This is a genomic window from Maribacter chungangensis (assembly GCF_042676845.1).
In the GTDB taxonomy this organism is placed as follows: domain Bacteria; phylum Bacteroidota; class Bacteroidia; order Flavobacteriales; family Flavobacteriaceae; genus Maribacter; species Maribacter chungangensis.
Map to the genome: position 1 here is coordinate 527,549 of NZ_JBHTHY010000014.1, position 21,916 is coordinate 549,464.

General features: G+C 40.1%; 18 protein-coding genes. 7 read left to right on the plus strand and 11 right to left on the minus strand.

The annotated features are described in order from the left end of the window. Positions 1 to 3,399, minus strand: a complete 3,399-nt coding sequence (gene ileS, locus ACFQZJ_RS16545) for an isoleucine--tRNA ligase (protein WP_379935991.1) — start codon at positions 3,397 to 3,399, stop codon at positions 1 to 3. A gap of 471 nt (positions 3,400 to 3,870) precedes the next feature. Between ileS and ACFQZJ_RS16550 the strand changes: the two genes are divergently transcribed. Then, the gene (locus tag ACFQZJ_RS16550) at positions 3,871 to 4,323 is read left to right on the plus strand and encodes a hypothetical protein (RefSeq protein WP_379935992.1); all 453 of its coding nucleotides are present in this window, start codon (positions 3,871 to 3,873) and stop codon (positions 4,321 to 4,323) included. A 52-nt stretch (positions 4,324 to 4,375) separates the two neighbouring features. Here ACFQZJ_RS16550 and ACFQZJ_RS16555 read toward each other — a convergent pair whose 3' ends face one another. The 4 genes from ACFQZJ_RS16555 to ACFQZJ_RS16570 all read right to left on the minus strand — a co-directional run bounded on the left by ACFQZJ_RS16555 (position 4,376) and on the right by ACFQZJ_RS16570 (position 10,324). Beyond that, positions 4,376 to 6,805: a TonB-dependent receptor gene (locus ACFQZJ_RS16555; protein ID WP_379935993.1), complete on the minus strand. Its 2,430-nt coding sequence runs from the start codon at positions 6,803 to 6,805 to the stop codon at positions 4,376 to 4,378. Then, complete coding sequence (gene recO, locus ACFQZJ_RS16560; RefSeq protein ID WP_379935994.1) at positions 6,789 to 7,508, minus strand: DNA repair protein RecO; 720 nt, start codon at positions 7,506 to 7,508, stop codon at positions 6,789 to 6,791. Before recO ends, ACFQZJ_RS16555 begins: the two co-directional genes overlap by 17 nt. 138 nt (positions 7,509 to 7,646) lie before the next feature. Then, on the minus strand, positions 7,647 to 8,990 hold the full coding sequence (gene gdhA / locus ACFQZJ_RS16565) for an NADP-specific glutamate dehydrogenase (protein ID WP_379935995.1): 1,344 nt from the start codon (positions 8,988 to 8,990) through the stop codon (positions 7,647 to 7,649). A gap of 176 nt (positions 8,991 to 9,166) precedes the next feature. After that, a complete protein-coding gene (locus ACFQZJ_RS16570) occupies positions 9,167 to 10,324 on the minus strand; it encodes a cystathionine gamma-synthase (RefSeq protein ID WP_379935996.1) in 1,158 nt (385 codons plus the stop codon). 83 nt (positions 10,325 to 10,407) lie between these two features. Between ACFQZJ_RS16570 and ACFQZJ_RS16575 the strand changes: the two genes are divergently transcribed. Next, the gene (locus ACFQZJ_RS16575; protein ID WP_379935997.1) at positions 10,408 to 11,154 is read left to right on the plus strand and encodes a DUF3298 and DUF4163 domain-containing protein; all 747 of its coding nucleotides are present in this window, start codon (positions 10,408 to 10,410) and stop codon (positions 11,152 to 11,154) included. Between the two features lie 2 nt (positions 11,155 to 11,156). Here ACFQZJ_RS16575 and ACFQZJ_RS16580 read toward each other — a convergent pair whose 3' ends face one another. Continuing rightward, positions 11,157 to 11,612, minus strand: coding sequence for a DinB family protein (locus tag ACFQZJ_RS16580; RefSeq protein ID WP_379935998.1), 456 nt, complete (start codon positions 11,610 to 11,612; stop codon positions 11,157 to 11,159). Positions 11,613 to 11,698: 86 nt separating this feature from the next. On the opposite strand from ACFQZJ_RS16580, the gene ACFQZJ_RS16585 reads away from it, so the two are divergent. After that, positions 11,699 to 12,052: an arsenate reductase family protein gene (locus ACFQZJ_RS16585; RefSeq protein WP_379935999.1), complete on the plus strand. Its 354-nt coding sequence runs from the start codon at positions 11,699 to 11,701 to the stop codon at positions 12,050 to 12,052. Further along, positions 12,049 to 12,951, plus strand: a complete 903-nt coding sequence (locus ACFQZJ_RS16590) for a DMT family transporter (protein WP_379936000.1) — start codon at positions 12,049 to 12,051, stop codon at positions 12,949 to 12,951. The genes ACFQZJ_RS16585 and ACFQZJ_RS16590 overlap by 4 nt, the downstream gene beginning before the upstream one ends. Here ACFQZJ_RS16590 and ACFQZJ_RS16595 read toward each other — a convergent pair. Then, on the minus strand, positions 12,948 to 13,568 hold the full coding sequence (locus tag ACFQZJ_RS16595; RefSeq protein ID WP_379936001.1) for a GntR family transcriptional regulator: 621 nt from the start codon (positions 13,566 to 13,568) through the stop codon (positions 12,948 to 12,950). The genes ACFQZJ_RS16590 and ACFQZJ_RS16595 overlap by 4 nt on opposite strands. A gap of 34 nt (positions 13,569 to 13,602) precedes the next feature. Continuing rightward, a complete protein-coding gene (locus tag ACFQZJ_RS16600; RefSeq protein WP_379936002.1) occupies positions 13,603 to 14,082 on the minus strand; it encodes an acyl-CoA thioesterase in 480 nt (159 codons plus the stop codon). Between the two features lie 110 nt (positions 14,083 to 14,192). Here ACFQZJ_RS16600 and ACFQZJ_RS16605 point away from each other — a divergent pair, with 110 nt between their 5' ends. Both ACFQZJ_RS16605 and ACFQZJ_RS16610 read left to right on the plus strand, forming a co-directional pair. Further along, the gene (locus tag ACFQZJ_RS16605) at positions 14,193 to 15,167 is read left to right on the plus strand and encodes an NAD(P)H-dependent flavin oxidoreductase (protein WP_379936003.1); all 975 of its coding nucleotides are present in this window, start codon (positions 14,193 to 14,195) and stop codon (positions 15,165 to 15,167) included. A 203-nt stretch (positions 15,168 to 15,370) separates the two neighbouring features. After that, entirely contained in the window at positions 15,371 to 16,333 is a 963-nt protein-coding gene (locus ACFQZJ_RS16610; RefSeq protein WP_379936004.1) for a YheT family hydrolase, read from the plus strand. Here the strand turns inward: ACFQZJ_RS16610 and ACFQZJ_RS16615 are convergent. From ACFQZJ_RS16615 to ACFQZJ_RS16625, 3 genes are all read right to left on the minus strand, one after another. After that, complete coding sequence (locus tag ACFQZJ_RS16615; RefSeq protein WP_379936005.1) at positions 16,330 to 17,364, minus strand: lactonase family protein; 1,035 nt, start codon at positions 17,362 to 17,364, stop codon at positions 16,330 to 16,332. The two genes, ACFQZJ_RS16610 and ACFQZJ_RS16615, sit on opposite strands and share 4 nt — an antisense overlap. An 832-nt stretch (positions 17,365 to 18,196) precedes the next feature. After that, positions 18,197 to 19,774 carry a SulP family inorganic anion transporter gene (locus ACFQZJ_RS16620; protein ID WP_379936006.1) on the minus strand — a complete coding sequence of 526 codons (1,578 nt, stop codon included), beginning with the start codon at positions 19,772 to 19,774 and terminating at the stop codon, positions 18,197 to 18,199. 81 nt (positions 19,775 to 19,855) lie between these two features. Then, the gene (locus ACFQZJ_RS16625) at positions 19,856 to 20,830 is read right to left on the minus strand and encodes a phytanoyl-CoA dioxygenase family protein (protein WP_379936007.1); all 975 of its coding nucleotides are present in this window, start codon (positions 20,828 to 20,830) and stop codon (positions 19,856 to 19,858) included. Positions 20,831 to 21,018: 188 nt separating this feature from the next. Between ACFQZJ_RS16625 and ACFQZJ_RS16630 the strand changes: the two genes are divergently transcribed. Beyond that, the gene (locus ACFQZJ_RS16630; RefSeq protein WP_379936008.1) at positions 21,019 to 21,882 is read left to right on the plus strand and encodes an AraC family transcriptional regulator; all 864 of its coding nucleotides are present in this window, start codon (positions 21,019 to 21,021) and stop codon (positions 21,880 to 21,882) included. Positions 21,883 to 21,916 lie beyond the last annotated feature (34 nt).

Here is a 21,916-nt window from a genome sequence, read left to right on the forward strand (position 1 = left end):
TTAATGTTTTACAATAAACAATTTCGTTTTCACTTCGTCAAAAGCAATTTCAGTGCCATTTTCTACGCTATCCTCTAAATTAAGTTCTGCTGTTAGCGTCTCTGTTTTTATATATGCTAAATTACTGGTTACCGCCTGTTCTACAAAGCCGTCTTTTTGTAAATTAATCACAATTTTATCCGTAACCTCAAAACCGGATTCTTTTCTTAGGTTCTGTATGCGGTTTACCAATTCCCTAGCAACCCCTTCTTTTCTTAGGTCGTCGTTAATCGTAATATCTAGTGCTACCGTTATTTTACCGGAACTTGCAACCAACCAACCTTCTATATCCTGTGAACTTATTTCTACATCCTGTAACTGTAAAATACTATTTTTATTTTCTATTTGGATAGATATTTCGCCCTCCTGTTCAATTTTTTGGATATCTTCCTGTGTGAATTTGGTTACAGCTGCTGCCACCAACTTCATATCCTTCCCGTATTTTGGCCCTAAAGTCTTAAAATTAGGCTTGATGCGTTTAACCAAAACACCGGATGCATCATCCAAAAGCTGAATTTCCTTTACGTTCACCTCTGATTTTATTAGATCCGAAACGGCAAGAATATCTATTCTATCCTGTTCGTCCAAGATTGGAATCATTATTTTCTGTAAAGGCTGTCTCACCTTTATTTTCTCTTTTTGACGAATAGAAAGAACCAAGGAAGAAATAATTTGTGCCTTGTTCATCTTAGCCTCTAAACCTTTGTCTATCAACGAAACATCCGCTATGGGAAAATCTGCCAGATGTACGCTCTCAAAAGGCTCGGCTTTTGTGGCGGCTATCAAATCACGATACAACCGATCCATAAAAAACGGTGCAACGGGAGCGGACAATTTTGCCACGGTGGCCAAACAAGTATATAAGGTTTGGTAGGCCGCTATCTTATCTTTCCCATAATCGCCCTTCCAGAAACGTCTTCTGCACAAACGCACATACCAATTGCTTAGGTTTTCCTGTACGAAATTTGAAATGGCTCTAGTTGCTTTCGTAGGTTCATAATCGGCGTATGCTTCATCTACTTCCTTAATCAACGAATTCAATTCGGATAAAACCCATCTATCGATCTCTGTTCGTTCCGTAACTGGAACGGAATCCTCATCAAAAGCAAAGGCATCTATATTCGCATATAGCGCAAAAAACGAATAGGTATTGTAAAGGGTGCCGAAGAACTTTCTCTTAACCTCAACGATACCTTCCGTATCAAATTTTAAATTGTCCCAAGGATTGGCATTGCTGATCATGTACCATCTGGTGGCATCCGCACCATGTTGGTCCATTGTTTCAAAAGGATCCACGGCATTGCCCAAACGTTTGGACATTTTTTTACCTTCCTTATCCAGCACAAGTCCGTTGGAAACTACATTTTTATAGGCCACAGAATCAAATACCATGGTACCTATTGCATGAAGTGTATAGAACCAGCCACGGGTCTGATCTACGCCCTCTGCAATAAAATCTGCCGGAAAGGCTTCTCCCTTATCGATCAACTCTTTATTTTCAAAAGGGTAATGCCATTGGGCATAGGGCATAGAACCACTATCGAACCAAACATCTATTAGATCGGCCTCACGTTTCATTGGTTTCCCGGAAGGGGACACCAAGGTAATGCGGTCTACTATATTTTTATGTAAATCGATTTTATCGTAGTTGTCATCGGACATATCGCCCACTACAAAGTCCTCGAAAATATCCTTTTCCAAAACTCCGGCCCTTACCGCTTTTTGCATTTCGGCCTTTAGTTCTGCAACCGAACCTATCATAATCTGTTCGGTACCATCTTCGGTTCTCCATATAGGCAAGGGAATACCCCAGTACCTAGATCGGGACAAGTTCCAATCGTTCGCATTTGCCAACCAATTTCCGAACCTACCGTCTCCGGTAGATTTAGGCTTCCAGTTAATGGTCTGGTTCAACTCGAACATACGGTCCTTGACATCGGTAATCTTAATAAACCAAGAATCTAGCGGATAATACAAAATAGGCTTATCTGTGCGCCAGCAATTGGGGTAGCTGTGTACGTACTTTTCTACCTTAAAGGCCTTATTCTCCTCTTTTAACTTAATGGCGATTTCAACGTCTATAGACCTTTCCGGAGCTTCACCCTCTTCGTAATATTCATTTTTAACATACTTGCCGCCAAACTCCTTTAACTCCGGTCTAAATTTTCCTTGTAGATCTACCAAGGGAACCGTATTGCCATTCTCGTCCAAGACCAACATAGGCGGTATTTCGGGAACGGCCTGCTTGGCGACCAAAGCATCATCCGCACCAAATGTTGGGGCCGTATGAACGATACCTGTACCATCTTCGGTCGTTACAAAATCACCGGTAATTACCCTAAACGCATTTTCGGCATTTTCGTAGGGCAGCACATAATCTATAAGCTGTTCGTATTTTATATTGATAAGATCTTTGCCTTTAAACTCCTTCACAAGAAAGAACGGAATCTTTTTATCACCTCCAGCATAATCCAGTAAGCCAGATTTTGCATCCACTTCAAAAAACTTACCCGAAAATTGTTTCCCTACCAAGTTTTTGGCAAGAATGACATTCATAGGTTCAAACGTGTATTGATTATACGTTTCTACAAGTACGTAGTCTATTTTGGGACCTACGGTTAGTGCTGTATTAGAGGGTAACGTCCAAGGTGTGGTCGTCCAGGCCAAGAAATATATGGTCCCCTCGTTCTGTAAAAAAGCGGGCAAGGTTTCTTCTATTGCCTTAAATTGTGCGGTAACGGTGGTATCCGTAACATCTTGGTACGTTCCGGGCTGGTTGAGCTCATGAGAACTCAATCCTGTCCCCGCTTTAGGAGAATAAGGCTGTATGGTATAGCCTTTGTAAATAAGTCCTTTATCGTAAATCTCCTTTAACAACCACCAAACGGACTCCATATATTTGGACTTGTAGGTAATATATGGATCGTCCATATCTACCCAATAGCCCACCTGTTCGGTCATCGCGTTCCAAACATCCGTATACCGCATTACGGCTTTTTTGCAGGCCGCGTTGTACTCCTCAACGGAAATTTTAGTGCCAATATCCTCTTTGGTAATTCCCAGTTCCTTTTCAACACCCAATTCTATTGGAAGTCCGTGCGTGTCCCAACCGGCCTTTCGTTTTACCTGAAACCCTTTCATAGTTTTGTACCTAGGAAAAATATCCTTTATGGTACGTGCCATAACATGATGTATGCCCGGCATTCCATTGGCGGAAGGTGGACCCTCAAAAAAGACATAGTTTTCCTTACCCTCACGGGAAGAAATACTTTTATCAAAAATTGTATTGGATTTCCAATAAGACAGCACTTCCTCGGCTACTTTGGGTAAATCCAATCCTTTATATTCTGCAAACTTCATAAGAAATACTTCTAGGTCACTAATTTAAGGTTGCAAATTTACTAAATAAGCAGGTAGGATTACATATTATAATACTACCTGAATTGTTTTGGGAAATTTAAGCCCCGAAGCCTTGTTCAAAATATATAAATTGTTCTCGGCATATCGCCACTCTTTTTGTATATAGTTTTTACCTGGATACATCAAAACAAATCCGTAGCACCTAGATATCAAGTTAGAAACCCATATTTTAATAAAGCGATCCATTGCCTTTCTTTTTGAATATGCGCACCTATATAAACAGAAAATAGGGTAAAAGCTTAGGGTTCAATTACCATAATTTTAGGATGTTGAAAAATTAATTCAAATACATAGTACTGATAATCAATTAATTAAAATAAATAATACCTATAAATTTTAAGGTTGACGTCCAAAAGCAGATTATATGCGTATATCTCACGATTTAAATAAACACTAAATAAATTAACACACATGAGAAAAGTAATTTTAGGTTCAGTACTTATGTTGGCTTTGAGTATTTCTTTTGTTTCTTGTAGGGAAACAGCAGACAAGGCAAAAGACGCGGCAGAACAAGCAGGTGAAGCAGTAGAAGCTGCCGGAGAAGATTTAAAAGAAGTTGGCGAAAGCGCAATGGATGCGGCTGGAGAAGCAGTAGACAGTGCAACAGAGGCAGGCGCTGATGCTATCGATGGTGCCAAAGAAGCTGGTTCCGATGCCATGGACAAGGCTAAAGAAGCTGGTTCCGATGCCATGGACAAAGCGAAAGAAGCTGGTTCCGATGCTATTGAAGGTGCAAAAGAAGTAGGTGCGGATGCCATAAACAAAGCTAAGGAAGCCGGTACCGATGTAAAAGATGCAGCTAAAGATGCTGCTGACAAGGTATCGAACAAAGCAAAAGAAGTTAAGGACGCGGTCAAGAACTAAGCCCATTCCACAACTAAAGATAAGAGGCCCGATTAAATCGGGCTTTTTTTATTTAAAAATTATATGAAATACCTAATATAAGGTTCCTGCCCGGTGCCGCAATTCCGGAAGAATATGTACGATAAAGCTGATTCGTGATGTTTTCCAAGTTTACGGAAGCCACTAGGTTGGCACCAATGGTATACTGAGACCTGCAGTTTAGGGTATACCAAGATGGGGAATAGGGATTCCCATTTCGGTCTTTAGCGTACATAAAATCCTTGGATATTTCGGAGACCGCTAAATCGTTAAACGCTAGTTCCCCGTTATAGTTCAAAAATACATTTGCCCTAAATTTCTGATTTTTCCATATCAAATGAAAGTCGCCAAAGGTTGGTGCGGCGTGTCTTGCAGGGGTATCTGTCCCGTCCGCTTCTTCTTCTATCCCTTCGGTTATGGTAAGATTTGAGGATAGGGACCAATTATCCGATAAGAATGCGTCCATTCCAAACTCAAAACCGTACACATAAGCCTTGGCCGCATTTTGTATGGCCTGCACGTTACTCAACTCGCCTTGGTAAATAAGTTCGGTATTTCCGTTAAAAGAAAAATCCCTTCTCACCAATGCGTCCACCAAATAGGTATAGTAGGTAGCGCCTTTCAACACCAATTTGTCCCCTAAATTCTTTTGTATTCCCAACTCTACATTATACGCATATTCCGGTTCTAAATTTGGATTAGGCACCACTACCGCACCTGGTTCGGAATCGAATATTTTTCCGACATCATCTATATTAGGCGCCCTGAACCCGGTAGAGCCATTAAAGGTAACCTGCAGATCTGCCTTTGGAAACCAACTAAAACCCAAACTTCCCGTTAATGCGCCAGTGCTTAAGTTGGTATCATCAAAAGGAAAAGTGTAAAACGTTTGGTCAAAAACAGCATCTATCCATACATGGCTATACCTTAACCCAGACATTAATGTAAAGTTGGGCTTGGTCCTATATTCACTGTTCACATAGCCCGCCAAGCTTTCCCATGAGGAGCCGTCCGGATACCTTGTTGGTGCATCCGTGATTACATCCGTACGAACGTTCCTGTTTTGAGCTTCGGAATGTACGCGATTAAAGATGTATTCTCCACCGTAATACAGTCTAAAGTCGCCCATCTTTTTATCTTCCAAATCGATATTAAAGTTAAAAGCGTCCACCTTTTCTTTGGTACTGTTCAAATTCACATCTTGAAAATCCCTGTTGTTCCTGCTTTCCTCAAAACGTTGATAAGCACTAGTTATCTTTAAGCCATCATAAAACTTACCGTTTCCTTTTTTATTTAACTGCACATTACCCATAAACCATTTTTGAGGTCCATAAAACCAAACTGCGGAACGCAGTCCGGTACCATCGCCAGTAGGACGTATCAATCTATCATACCTTGGATACTCTGTAGTTTCCGAATAAAAGATACCCGACCGCACATCCCATTTTGCATTTGGCCTGAACCGAACTTTTTGCATAAAATTAATTTGGTCGTATCCTGTTGAAACTTGTTTTCTGGGCTTATCGTTGGCCACTAGAAGATCTTCTCCGTTAACCGTTCTCACAAAGGAATTTCTTAGATAGGAATCCGGGCCATGGCTTCCCATGACCAAATCCTGAAAACTGTTGAATGTGAAACTCGTTAATGAAGCCCATTTCTTTTTTCCCAAGCCCACCTTTGCGTTAAGCGTATTTTCCAAACTGGCGGAGGAAAATCTATAATTGGCACCGCCATACACATTAAGACTATCATTTTCGCTTAATTCAGGTACTTGGGTGTAAAAATTCATGACGCCACCAATGGCGTCGCTACCGTAAATGACAGACCCAGGGCCAAAAATGATCTCGGTGTTCTTTATGGTAAAAGGGTCTATGGAAATTACGTTCTGCAAATTACCTCCCCTAAAAATAGCATTGTTCATTCGAACCCCATCAACGGACAACACCAGCCTGTTGGTAGAAAAACCCCTGATCATTGGGCTTCCACCACTCAATTGGCTTTTCTGAACAAAAACTTTACCCGTATTTTGCAAAAGGTCCGCCGAGGTTTGTGGCGCAGTAAAAGCAATATCCCTAGCGGTTATCGTAGCAATTTTATTGGGAATATCCTTCTTCTGCTGTTCCCATTTGGACACCGACATCACCACTTCGTCCAACTGCTCCGGCCGCATCACTAAAAATGCCTTTCTCCCTTGTTTAAGGATTTGGGACTTAGACGTTTTTAACAGCTCGTAACTTATATGTTTTATTGTAATACGTTCGTTTTTTGAGAATATCGCTATATCAAAAAAACCATCAAAATCGGTAAGTGCAACTTTAGATTTGTCGGAATTATAGATGGCCACATTAGAAATAGCATCTCCGGTATCGGCATCTAGAACAGCTATTTGCTGTGATCTAGCGACCATCACGAAAATAAAAAAGAAAAAGAGACTACTTCTATACATGTTAGATAAAAACTTCATTTAGAATGGCAAGTGACCTAGGTTTCCTGAATCCCTGTAAATGCAGTTCGTAAAAAAGGACAATGGACTTCAACAATTCTTGACGATTATTCTTTCTCATTTTAATACTACCCAAAGTATCAAAATTTGTGCCTAAAATTTTCTTAAAAAAAAGCAGGCTTTGACCGCTGATCATTGGGTTTAATGAAGGTTTGGAAACAAATTCTCCTTCCAAAAGATCAAAGTAACCGGCATCTATGTTATCCGTATCGGGGTAAAAACCCAAATACTTGGTAAGCACTACTAAAAAATAAAGATGAAAATTAGCCACATCGTCATTCATGTCCAACCATTGCAAGGCAACTTCCAGATAGTTAAAAAGTGCCTTGTTTTCCTCCTCTTCATGTATGCTGTTCCCCAACATTTCCGCTAAGAAAAGTGTGACCGCATTTTTAGCGACCTCAGTGTGCAACGTAAGGTAATGATAGCTTACTTTAACTTCGCGTATGCTTTCCAAGGTTCCTTTATTCCGGTGGTTCGCAACGAGTTCCAATTGTGTTAAGGGCTGAAAATAGGCAGCTTTGAGCTTTCCTTTCTTAGCCGACAAAACACCTTTTAACAAATAGGATTTAAGTCCGTTCGATAATGTAAAAATTTTTACGATAAGGCTAGTATCGCCATATTTTAAGGAAGTAAGTACAATGGCCTTGGTAGTGACTTGCATAAACAAGATTTGTGTTGTTCAAAGATAACAGGATCAGGCACATTTTTGAACCAAACACTTCACCTAATACCAATAGATAAAAAAGACCCGACAGAATTTAAAAACCTGTCAGGTCCGTATTTGTCGTCAACAGAACTATTATATAACCCCCTGAGCCAGCATGGCATCCGCTACTTTAACGAACCCGGCTATATTTGCGCCTTTTACATAATTGCAATATCCGTCTTTCTCCATACCATACGCTACGCAGGATTCATGAATATCCGACATGATCTTTCTTAATCTTTCGTCAACTTCTTCGCGAGTCCAGCTGATACGTAATGAATTTTGTGACATTTCTAAACCAGAAGTCGCCACCCCACCTGCATTAGAAGCCTTTCCTGGGGCAAAAAGAACTTTAGCTTCGTGGAATTCGTGTATAGCTTCGGGTGTAGAAGGCATGTTAGCACCCTCTGCAACACAAATACACCCATTTTTCACCAAGACCTTTGCGTGTTCACCATCCAATTCATTTTGGGTTGCACATGGTAAGGCAATATCACATTTCACGTCCCATGGTGTTCCTCCTTTATGGAAAGTTGCCGAACTATATTTATCCGCATATTCCGAAATACGACCACGTTTGTTATTTTTAAGATCCATTACATAGGCCAACTTTTCTTCATCGACCCCATCCTTGTCGTAAATATAGCCTTGGGAGTCGGATAAGGTCAACACTTTGGCTCCGAGATGCAAAGCTTTCTCAGCAGCGAATTGTGCGACGTTTCCTGATCCGGAAATCGTAACATTTTTTCCTTCAAAATCCATACCCTTCGTCTGCATCATACTCTGTGCAAAATATACCGTACCATAACCAGTTGCCTCCGGGCGAATCAAAGAACCGCCCCAAGAACGTCCTTTACCGGTAAGCACGCCGGTAAACTCGTTTCTAATTTTCTTGTACATTCCAAAAAGAAAGCCAATTTCCCTAGACCCTACTCCAATATCCCCGGCAGGAACATCTGTATTTGGACCAATATGACGATTAAGCTCTAACATAAAAGCATGGCAAAAACGCATGACCTCATCGTCAGATTTCCCTTTAGGGTCAAAGTCCGAACCTCCTTTACCGCCGCCCATAGGCAATGTTGTCAAACTATTTTTGAATACCTGTTCAAAAGCCAAAAACTTTAGTATACTGGCGTTTACCGTAGGATGAAAGCGGAGCCCGCCTTTGTAAGGTCCTATGGCAGAGTTCATTTGAATTCGGTATCCGCGATTCACATGGATTTTACCTTGGTCATCGTACCATGCCACCCGAAAAGAGATAAGTCGCTCTGGCTCTACCATTCTAAGAAGAATATTCTTCTCATTGTAAATTTCATTTTTTACGATGTAAGGAATTACTGTTTCGGCCACTTCTTGCACCGCTTGTATGAATTCTGGCTCGTGACCGTTACGGGTCCTTACCTCATCCATGAACTGTTTTATTTTTTCTTCCATAAAACTATTTGATATCTCTTATTGTTGAATTCTAAATATATCGGTAAAATTATAGTATTATTATAATTTATCCATTGATTATTTTATAAAATGATAAATTGGTTCCTTATGACCAAGGTAGTCTGCAATGTGTAGTACAAAAATCCTTGTATATTTCCTTTCAATCGCCTTACCTCTTATGAGCCTATCGCCTGCTCCAGATCGGCAATAAGGTCTGCCGCGTCTTCAATACCCACACTTAATCGAATCAAAGCATCTACAACACCCACTTTTTCACGATCTTCTTTTGGGATACTACCATGCGTCATACTTGCCGGGTGGCCCGCTAAACTTTCCACACCTCCCAAAGACTCTGCCAAGGTAAAAATCTTTAGTTTTTCTACCATTTTAATAGCGGCCTCATAACTACTGCCTTTGGGCACAAAAGAAATCATACCGCCAAAATCCTTCATCTGCCTTTTAGCGATGGCATGGTTTGGATGGTCTTTGAATCCTGGCCAATATACCTTATCTATCTTAGGATGGTCTGCTAAATATTCCGCGATAACCCTGCCGTTCTCGCAATGCCTTTGCATACGAACATGTAATGTCTTAATTCCCCTTAGTACCAAAAAACTGTCCATGGGGCCACATATTGCGCCACTTGCATTTTGTATAAAATACAGTTTGTCCGCTAACTCCTTGTCCTTTACTACCAAACCGCCCAACACTACATCCGAATGTCCTCCCAAATACTTGGTGGCGGAGTGCATTACAATATCCGCCCCCAAATCCAAAGGCTGCTGTAAATACGGGGTAGCAAAGGTATTATCTACAGCCAGCAAGATATTATGCTTATTTGCAAGCTCAGCTACTGCTTCGATATCTATAATGTTCATCATTGGGTTGGTAGGTGTTTCTACCCATATAAGCTTTGTCTTTGCCGACAGATATTCTTCAATAGCATTTACATTTTGCATCCCAACAAAACGAAAAGTGATTCCGAAATTTTCATATATCTGTTTAAACAAACGATAACTTCCTCCATATAAATCGTTCGTAGAAATCACCTCATCTCCTGGTTCCAATAATTTTAATACGGCATCAATGGCGGCCATGCCACTACCAAATGCTAGTCCGTATGTGCCGTTTTCTATACTGGCCAAGGAATTTTCCAATGCCGTTCGGGTAGGATTGGCACTTCTGGAATAAGCATATCCCTTATGCCCCCCGGGTGTAGCTTGTGCGTAAGTAGAAGTTTGATAAATAGGCGGCATTACGGCACCGAACCCTTTATCGGGTTGTTGGCCCCCATGTATAGTCTTACTATTGAACCTTAAATTCTTATCCTTCATTTCCATTAATCTTATACACAAATGTATCGTTATCCATTGGAGAATACAATGAAGCTGTATTTTTGCCCAATATATATTACTTTATGAAAATCCGACGTATTTTTTTCTTTCTAGTCCTTTTAGCTTTTTCCTGTGAAAAAGATGACAAACTTGCGTTTGAGTACATTACCTATCTTGGGGATACTTGTGATGGCTGTCCCAATATTAGAATTACCGCACCAAAAGCGTTGGCAGATTCTAAGATCGATAAAGTCGTAAACAATGCAATAAAGGAAGAAATCATTTACCTGTTAGACTTTAATGAGGAAAATGATGCTACGGACATTGAAAGCGCCGTGCATTCTTTTACTAAGGGGTATACGGATTTAAAGCATCTTTTTGTTGACGAACCTATGACTTGGGAGGCCACTATCACCGGATCCATATCTTACGAGGACGATACAGTACTTACTATAAAGTTGGAGTCTTACTTGTTTACAGGAGGAGCGCATGGTTACCAGACCATACACTATTTAAATTTCAACAAAACAAAAGCCATAGCGTTGGATGGCGAGAACTTATTTAAGAACACTTCTGATTTTGAGGAATATGCCGAATCCAAATTTAGGAAACAAGAAGGCATTCCTGAGAAAGGTGACATCAACAGTACTGGATTTATGTTCGAGACCGGGTCCTTTTACCTTCCCCAAAATATAGGGTACACCCAAAAAGGTATAGAGTTATTTTATGAGCAATACGAAATTGCCTCCTATGCCGATGGCCCCATTGTGCTTACTTTCCCCTACCCGGAACTCCAAAAATATTTGGCCCACGTCCCAAAACCAAAATAAGTCTAAAGCATTTTTCTAAGGGCAAAAATAGACCCTAGATGTATACCTTCGTGAAAATTGTTGAAACTAATAGCATCCTGTACATTGTTCAATGTTACCTTGGCACTGGTGGTATAGGGTTTAAAATCTTTAAAATGTCCGGCTGCATAGTCCTCCTGAGTGCGCTCTATGGTCGACACCAAAGCCTTGGTAATCTGTGCTATTTCAACATCGGTGGCAGTCCCGTCAGGAACCGTTCCTTTCATGAATTTGGCTACCAACTCTTCTGAAACCAACATAGGCAAGCCACTAAACTTGTAAACCAATATTTGTTGGGTAACTACTACATGGGCAATATTCCACCATATATTATTACGGAATTCCTTTGGTATGCGCAACAAATCCTCTTTGGATGTATTTTCTAAAATTGCCAAAAGGTTTTTTCTGTTCTGAAGTGTAATTCCCAATTCGTTTTTCAATGCGAGTAAATTTAAATGAAGGCTAAAAATAGTACAAATACTATTATTTAAGTTTCTTTGCAGGGTATATATGTTAAAAGTTTAAAATGAAAAAAATATACCACCTTAGTAGTTGCTCTACCTGCCAACGCATTATAAGAGAACTACAACCTTTAGAAGGGTTTATTTTACAGGATATTAAAACCGAGCCCATAACCCCGGAACAATTGGAAGAAATGCGAAAACTAACGGATAGCTACGCATCACTTTTTAGCAAAAGAGCCATGCTGTTCAGACAACGTGGACTTCATGAACAAAACTTGGGAGAGGAAGATTACAAGAGCCTGATCTTAGACCATTATACCTTTTTAAAGCGCCCTGTAATTGTATTGGACGAAACTGTTTTTATTGGCAACAGCAAAAAAACCACTGCCTTGGCCAAGGAAGTCATACACTCGTGAACAAAAGGACCCTAGCTATTTTAGCGGCCATAGGTGCCACTACAATCTATGGCGTTAACCATACGATTGCAAAAGAGGTCATGCCCAACTATGTGCAACCTTTAGGTTTTATAATTTTACGCGTCTTAGGAGCCGCTATCTTGTTTTGGCTGATTTCCTTTTGGGGTCCCAAAGAAAAAATAGACAAAAAGGATTACCTACGCTTGGGTCTGTGTGCTTTGTTGGGAATGGGTTTTAATATGTTGGTCTTCTTTAAGGGATTGTCCCTGTCCACTCCTATAAACAGCGCGGTACTTATTACGACAACGCCCATCATAGTACTCATTTTATCGGCCATCGTGATCAAGGAAAGGATCGTTGGTCGCAAGGTTCTGGGAATAGGTATAGGATTAGTAGGGGCTTTAGGATTGATTCTTTTTGGTTCGGAGATACGCCAGGACGCACCAAATATTCCTTTGGGAAATTTTCTGATTCTAATGAATTCGGTTTTTTATGGTTCTTATTTAATTGTGGCCAAGACCTTAATTGAAAAATACCATCCGTTTACATTTATGAAATGGTTGTTTACTTTAGGCATCCTTATTTGTTTGCCCTTTGGATATCAAGAATTTACGGAAATAGCATGGAGCAAACTTCCTTTGGAAGCGATGTGGCGCATTGTATTCGTAATCATCGGAACAACGTTCTGCACCTACCTTTTTAACATTTTTGCACTCACCCAGCTTAAAGCTTCTACGTTGAGCGCTTTTGTTTATGTGCAACCTTTAATAGGTATTGGCTATGCTATTGGCACTGGGCAAGACCGCTTAACAACGGTCAAGATCATTGCTGCCTGCCTTGTATTATTGGGTGTTTACTTGGCCAGTAAGAAACCTAAAAATAAAGAAGGTATAGTTTAGGCCATAAAAGCCTGTTTGGAGTTTTCTAAGTGTTTTCGCATTAGTAGCACCGCTTTTACAGCGTCTCTATTATGGATTGCGGTTACGATATCCAAATGCTCTTGCAGAATTTCTTTTAAGGATCTTTCAAGACCTATAATCTCCATGCACAGCCAAATATGCCCCTTATCAAAAAGTTCATATACATATCTATTTCGGCAATTGGCAAGTATAATATCGTGGAAATGAAAATTTATTTTCTGAAAAACCTTAGCGCTTAAAGGGCCTTTCTCAAAAGGAACCAACAAATTACGAAGATCATCAATTCTTGCCTGTTCCGCATGCAGGGCAAAGGCTTTGACCGCCATAGTTTCCAAGGCAATTCTACAATCGAAAATTTCCAAAATATCCTGGTATGAAAAATTTCTGACCACTAAACCCTCTTCGGGAACGGCAATGACCAAGCTATCGCCCTGTAACAGTTTTAACGCCTTCCTGACTGTTTTCGCACTTGCGCCAAGTTTTTCACAAAGGGCAGTGAACACTATCCTTTCGCCTCCTATAAGTTCTTTGGAGGCAATCATATTCTTTATAGCCAGGTATGTGTCCTGAACCGACATGGTTGGAGTGACCTTCATCCTTTAAATATAGAGATTATCTAACCAATATGGCTCACTTTTTAAGATGCTTTGGAATTTTAGCAAACCTACGCGTATCCTCCTTGGTAAGTATTTTAAAACCATCTGACTTTTCAACACCTTCGAACCGCTTTAAAAAAATAGGGTCTAATCCCGTTAATTTTCTTGTCTTCAAATCGATCCAGGAGCCCATCATTTCGCCGTGTGCAAAATTCTCACCTTTTGAATCGTAAAAATCATGATGGAATTCAAAAAACTTTCCGTCCTCGCTCAAGCCCATAATCTCCATGGAAACGCTTACGGGCTTACCTAGAAATACTTCTTTGAAATAATAGATATGTTCATAAAAAACCACCGGGCCTATATTAAATTTTGCAAGCGCTCTTTGATCAAATCCCATTTCCATTAAAAAGGCCATTCTCGTATGGCCCATAAAGTTCACATAAGCCGAGTTTGCCAAATGACGGTTCGCATCAACATCACTCCATCTAATTTCAAATTCCTTTAAATACATTGGTTATTTTTTTGCTACGCACGCATAATGGTTGGTAAAAATAGTATAGTTTTGAAAGAACAGAAGGCAATCCTCCTAAATTCTATTTATTTTACTTCAAATTAAATCTTATGGCTAACAAACCGGCTTTTATCAAAGAACTTTCCTTACCGGCTATTGCAGCACCTATGTTTTTAATCTCGGGACCCCAATTGGTAATCGAATGTTGTAAAAACGGAATAGTTGGCACCTTTCCGGCCTTAAACCAGCGCACGAGCGAAGGCTTTGAGGAGTGGTTGGTCGAAATAAAAACGGAACTTGAAAAATTTGAGAAAGAAACGGGCAAAAAACCAGCTCCCTTTGGTGTAAATCTAATTGTACATGCTACCAATCCCAGATTAGAGGCCGATGTAAAGCTTTGCGTAAAACATAAAGTTCCCATTATCATCACCTCCTTAGGAGCAGTATCTACAGTAGTAGATGCCATTCACAGTTATGGTGGTATTGTTTTTCATGATATCATCAAAAAAAGACATGCGGAAAAAGCTGCGGAGGCCGGTGTAGACGGACTCATTTTAGTGGCAGCGGGAGCTGGCGGACATGCAGGCACCATAAATCCAATGACCTTGGTGGCCGAAATAAAAAAAATCTTTCACAAGAACATTATACTTTCCGGATGTATAAGCACCGGTCGCGATATTGCATCCGCAATGCAAATGGGAGCCGACCTAGCCTATATGGGCACCCGTTTTATAAATACCGAAGAAAGCAAGGCATCGCCCGAATACCGAAAAATGATCATTGAGGCCGGAGCCAGTGATGTAGTGTATACGGCTTCCATTTCCGGGGTACATGCCAATTTTCTGGGAGCCAGTTTAAAAGCTGCCGGTATTACAGAGGAAGACCTTAAAAAGGACACTAAAATAGATTTTGGAAAAGAACTGGATACAGAGGCCAAGGCTTGGAAAACGATTTGGTCCGCTGGTCAAGGCTCTGCGCTTATAGATAATAACCCTCCTGTTTCTGAACTTGTAACCAGCCTGAAGAACGAATTTAAAAAAGCGATTCAAGAGCAGATAAAGCTTTTGGATACCTATCCGAAATAGGGTTTTAGGTTCAAGGTTTAAAAAAAATACGTAACGATTTGTATGTATATCCGAAGTTCGCAAAAAACAAAAAAGCTGAAAACAAATAGATATCTTAACGACGAGTAAGACAAAGCCCCCTCTCCTTGGGAGAGGATTTTAAAGTCCAAAATTTCGTTTTGTTTCTTGTTTCTTGTTTCTTGTTTTTTAATTTCACATAGTAAATGCCACTTGTAAACTCCGATTATAATCCCCCTCACTTTTTTAAAAACGGACACTTGTCTACCATATACGCCGGTCTTTTTAGAGAAGTTACCGGTCTTGTTCAAAAACGGGAAAGAATACATTTGCCCGACGGTGATTTTTTAAATCTGGATTGGAGCTTTTCCAACAGAATCTCTAACAGTGTAACAGTGCTGCTGCATGGCCTAGAAGGAAATGCACAGCGCGCTTATATATTGGGCAGTGCAAAAGCCTTAACAGAAAGTGGCCATGATGTTTGCGCTGTAAACTTTAGAGGATGCAGCGGAGAACCGAACACGACCTATCGCTCCTACCACTCTGGTGCCACAGAAGATTTAAAGGCAATATTGGACCATATTTTAAATACCAAGGAATACGGCAAAATATACCTGAAAGGTTTTAGTCTTGGTGGAAATCTTTTACTAAAATATCTGGGCGAAGGAAATACCGTTCCTTCAGAACTTAAAGGTGCCGTGGCCATTTCCGTACCGTGCCGTTTGGATGATTCCTTACACCAATTGTTATCCTTTAAAAACATAGCCTACGCAGTACGGTTTAAAAAGAATCTGATCGAAAAACTAAAAGCCAAACAAAAACTTTTTCCTTCTAAAATTTTAGATGCCGATATCCAAAAAATAAAGACCCTAAAAGATTTTGACGATGTATATACCAGTAAGGCACATGGTTTTAAAGATGCCATGGATTACTATACCCAGTGCAGTGCACGTCAATTTTTAGGTGGAATTAAAGTTCCTTCCTTAATTATAAATGCCAAAAACGATTCTTTTTTAGGTAAGGCTTGTTACCCAATAAAGGAGGCAGAAGACAACCAAAACGTTTACCTAGAAATTCCTAAATATGGCGGCCATGTTGGTTTTCATGGTGTCGATAACTTTACATATACAGAGCGTAGGGCAGTCGCTTTTTTAAATAGTTTGGGCTAGTGTAAAAACTCCAAGCAAACTGGGCTAGGAAGAACTATTTCATGGGTAAATGTTAAACCACCGTTTTCCTTATCCCTTTTGTAGACCGTAATATTATTACTACGCTGATTTGCTACTAGCAAAAAATTACCGCTAGGGTCTATATTAAAATTGCGAGGCCAATCGCCACGAACGTCTTCTCTTTCAATAAGCGATAGTTTACCCGATGTTTGATCTACTGCAAAAACCACAATGGTATTTTCACCCCTGTTGGAACCATAAAGAAACTTTCCATCTGGTGATAAGCGAACATCGGCACAATAACTATCCCCTTTAAAATCATCGGCCACCGTAGACTTCGTCTCCAATAAATGGTAACTACCGTCTTCGGTATTTTGATAAACGGTAATGGTAGAATTCAGTTCGTTGATAACGTATAAAAACATAGCATTATCACTAAACACAAAATGTCTTGGCCCTGCTTTTTCGGGTAATTGGAGTACCTCTATTCGTGTAGCATCTATTCCTCCATCCAAAAAGGGATATGCTGTTATCCTATCCAAACCTAGATCGGCCACAAAAAGCTTGTCATTTAAAAACAGGGCGGAATGTGCATGCGAAGTTTTAGTACTGTCCAAGCGTGTATGGTCTATTACCTCTGGTATTATCAGATTACCATGAGCATCGGTTTTAAAAACACTTATCGTACCTCCAGAATAATTAGAAATCGCTACCATTCCCCCGTCTTTCGAAATACCTATGTGGCATGGATGTGCTCCATAACTAGACACCGTATTCAGAGGAGCCAATTGTTTCCCATTAATCTTAAAAGCGGTTACCGCGCCGCTATTACCGTTCACGGTATCGGTTTCGTTTACCGCGTACAAGTAGTTCTTATCCGGTGCTATTTTTATAAAAGATGGGTTAGGGGTAGCAGCAGCTAAGGCCTTTTCGGTAAGTTCGCCGGTTTCCGAATTAAAGGTATATCTGTAGATTCCCTCACTATCCGTATCGGTATAGGTGCCTACAAATAGGTCATATAATGTATTCATTTTTTCATTTTTACAACTGCTTAGACAACTCAAAACTAAAATCGCACAAACCATCCATAAACCTTTTTTTTTACTCATACCTTTTCTATTCTTTTGCCCAAAATAAATAGATTTTAAGCGTATTAAGCTAAAAATTACGCAACAATCTTACTATTTTATTATCACTACAGTACTAAATTACGTTATGGAAAATAGCGTATAACCAAGGAAAGCAATTAAAGCCAACAGGGGTTTACTTTGAAAATGTACTGGTTTTAGTGATATCAGAAAACGATATGCAGAAGACACTTAAATCAGTTTTAAACAATTTATCAATATGTACGTATAAATAAAGGACAATATTAAGAAGACAAGCCGGTTTACATCAGAGAAACAAGATTTACCTGTTAGCTCGGGCTTTAATCGGTGCCTTCGGAATATTTTTGCTCTGCATCGGATGTTTATACCAATTTTAGTTTTGAATGTCGTATTGAAAATTTGAATTATTTTTTTCTCAGTTTAGGAATGAAATCTAAGCATAGCATTGGCTATGGTTCTATTTTATGACGACAAATGAGTAAAAAAGAAACTTGTTTTATGCGACATCTAGAAGTTAAATTGGTATTAAATAGTGAACTGGTTTAAACTTTTCGCGTTCAAGTGAAAATTAGTGATTTTTTGAACATTTGAAGACTTTTTTGAGTTGCATAGCATCGCTACGGAAGGAAAAAAAACAGGGCCGAAACAAAAGCCAATAATTTTGCTTTTGAATGTGGAGCCAGCTGCAGCGCGCAGTGAAAAAGAGCAATTTTTTAGCTAACGGAAAAAATTTATATGACTTCAGTAACTGTATTTACAACTTATCTACCATTACTTTATAGGTAGGATCTTCCATTACGTTTACATCTATAATGTCCTCGGCACTGGCCAATAAACGAATACAATCCTTGCTTAAATGACGTAAGTGAACCTTCTTGCCCACTTTAGCATAGCGCTCCGTTATCTTGTTCAGGGCCTCTATACCGGACATGTCTGCCACACGGCTTTCCTTAAAGTCGATAATCACCTCATCTGGGTCGTTAAGAACATCGAACTTTTCGGTAAACAAGGTAGTAGAGCCAAAAAATAAGGGGCCATAGATTTCATAATGTTTTACTCCATTATCATCTACAAACTTCCGTGCCCGAATACGTTTGGCGTTCTCCCAAGAATAGGCCAATGCAGAGATAATAACACCCAAAAGAACAGCAATTGCTAGATTATGCGTAATTGCAGTAATCAATGTAACTAAGACCATGACCACTACATCGGATTTTGGCATCTTCCCAAAGGTCTTGAAACTGGCCCATTCAAAAGTACCAATGGCCACCATGAACATAAGCCCTACCAAGGCTGCCATGGGTAGTTGCTCAATAAGACTGGACCCGAACATGATAAACACCAAGAGCATGATGGCTGCAGTAATTCCGGACAATCTTGCCCTTGCACCAGAAGAGGTATTGATCAAACTCTGACCGATCATGGCACAACCACCCATACCGGATAAAAAACCTGAAAGGATATTAGCGGTTCCCTGTGCTACGCACTCTTTGTTGCTTCTACCACGGGTATCCGTAATTTCGTCTATGATATTCAATGTAAGTAAGCTTTCTATTAGCCCAACTCCTGCAACAATACCCGCATAAGGAACAATAATTTTAAACGTTTCCCATGTAAGCGGCAACTGTGGAATGGATAGTGGAGGGAATCCACCTTTGATGGATTCTCCCTCGCGCATGGTATCTGCAACCGTTAACGTCTCGACCCCGAAACCTATAACGATGCCCGAGACGACTATAATGGCAACTAGGGAAGAAGGTACCGCTTTGGTCAGTTTAGGAAGTCCCCAGATAATCAACATGGTCAATAGCGTAAGGCCAAGCATCACATACATAGCGCTACCGCTCAACAAATCTTCTGTCCCTTTCTGGTAGAAATTAGGGAATTGCGCCATAAAAATGATGATTGCCAATCCGTTCACAAAACCGAACATTACGGGATGCGGAACCAAGCGTATAAATTTGCCCAGGCGAAGTACGCCTGCCAATATTTGAAGTACTCCCGCTAAAATAACGGTTGCAAAGACATAGTTGAGAATAGTTTCCGGCTCTATTCCGGGGAAATTTCGTTTCAATTCCAATATCAATCCAACGAATATGACGGCTACAGCCCCCGTTGCTCCGGAAATCATGCCTGGCCTACCACCAAGAATGGAGGTGACCAATGCCAAAATAAAAGCGGCATACAATCCTGTTAAAGGAGAAAAGCCTGGTATTAAAGCAAAGGCAATTGCCTCTGGCACCAAAGCCAAAGCCACAGTAAGGCCAGAAAGGATCTCTGTCTTATAATCTACTTTTTGTTTGAAATCGAACAAATTAAAATACTTGCGCACGCCTTATGAATTTAAGGGCGCAAAAATAAGATTATTTGTTGAGACTCATAGAAAGCTGATGATTATTAACGATTTAGCATTTTACCACGGTTTTAATCCTAATAGTTTCTCTCCCAAGGACGATAATTTTGCAGTTTCATATTTTGTCTGTTCCCAATTTCTTGGATCGCCGGGAAAAGCATAACCTTCAGGTGCCACCCTATTTTTCCAAGAATTAATACGCCATTCCTTTAAGGCCTTGTTATCCTCCTCTGCCGGCATCATGGAAATATATTGTGCTATGCGTACCTTGTCCTTAGATTTATTAGGGCGTATGCCATGGGGTTCGGTACTGTTAAAAATTAATAGATCCCCTGCATTCATTTTAACCTTTACTATTTTATCTTCCAAATCCGAGATGTCTGGCTGAAAACGGTCCCTATCTTCCGGTTGCGTTAACTTCCAGCTATCATAATTTCGGTACAGCCATGGAATACATTGAAAACCACCCATGTTTTCATCGTCCTGATCCGCTAAAGCCAATACGCCCTGTACATTTTGTGGTCGTGTTTCCGGGTCATAATCCCAGTGGATAAAACCTTTTTTAGCTACACCGGGCGGTAACGGAAAATTAAGATTGGCCCGGTCTATGGTTACCCATAATTCCTCAGTTCCCCAAACATCTACAAAAGCGTCGTAAACACGCTGTGTTTGTCTATTGTTCCATAAATATTGATGGTTGTACACCTCTACCATTCCGGTACCTGTTAATTCCTTCATTTGCATTTCTGCCCGCGGTGGTGCATACCAAGTTGTTTTGTCGTTAGGGTCTTTTTCATCAAACTCCCAAAGAAAATCGGCAGTCTGTTTTGCCTGTTCCACAGGCACTGCATTTTTAATAACGATATAACCATTATGGATCCAAAATTGCCAATCGTCCTCACTTAAAACACGCAACGATTTTTGATTGGAACGGTCGTTCAATCCTTGCTTGCTACTGGTGGCGGTAGAAGGATTCCCAGGAATTTCTTTATGGGCAGTATTGGCCATTTCTATTTTTCTCTCCGTATTTTCCATGGTATATAATTTAAAGTTATTGTCCCTATCGACAAAGCAAAACTAGCATGAACAAAAAGGAAAGACCACCTTGATATTGATATATATTTGTACTATATTGATATTGCCAATCATTTTTATCATATATTGATGTTAATTTTGTTTGAAGTCCAGTTGTTCAACTCCAGAAACCCCAGTATTTCCCCAGTATGAAAATAGCCCTAGAAACCATAACGCCAGCTAGCAAGAGTCCGTTTAGGCTTTTGCACGACCCTAAACTGAGCCATCTTTTTTATTGGCATTTTCACCCGGAACTGGAACTTGTATACATTGAGGGTGCAAGTGCAAAAAGGCATGTTGGCGATCATATTTCACAATTTGAAGATAGCGACTTGGTACTTATTGGCCCTAATATCCCTCATCTAAATTTTGATCATGGAGTCACAACACCATACAGAAAAGAAGTCCTTCACCTTAAACCTAATTTCAAGGAAGATGTATTGGACGCACTGCCGGAATTAAAACAAATAGACCGGTTATTGGAACTCTCCAAATATGGCATCGCCTTCTCGGGAACAACAAAGTCCGAAGTAGGTGCGCTGTTAAAAGAACTGCACTCCCTGGACCCTTTTGCTTTTTTTATGGCGGTCATGAACATTTTAAAACGTTTATCCAACAGCAATGAATTTGAACTGTTGCATAAAACCCCTTTTGTGAACAAGCACAATGACAAGGAGCAAAAACGGTTACGTAGTATTTATGCCTTTATAGATGAACGTTACGAAGGTAAAATTACCTTGGATGAAGTGGCTGGCCTTTGCAACCTTACCAAGCCTGCATTTTGTCGTTATTTTAAGAAAAATACGGGCAGTACGTTTATACAATTTTTGAACCAATACCGGGTAAGTCAGGCGAAACGTTATTTGTTATCCGGGAAAAATGTAACTGAAACCTGCTTTGCCTGTGGATTTGAAAGTCTTTCTTACTTTAATAGAAGTTTCAAAAGAATCGTTGGGGAGAACCCATCAAAATTTAAGGAGAAACATGTAAGGAATCCAAGCTCATCCGCATAAATTACGATAGCTTTAATGGTATATAACTTTAGGA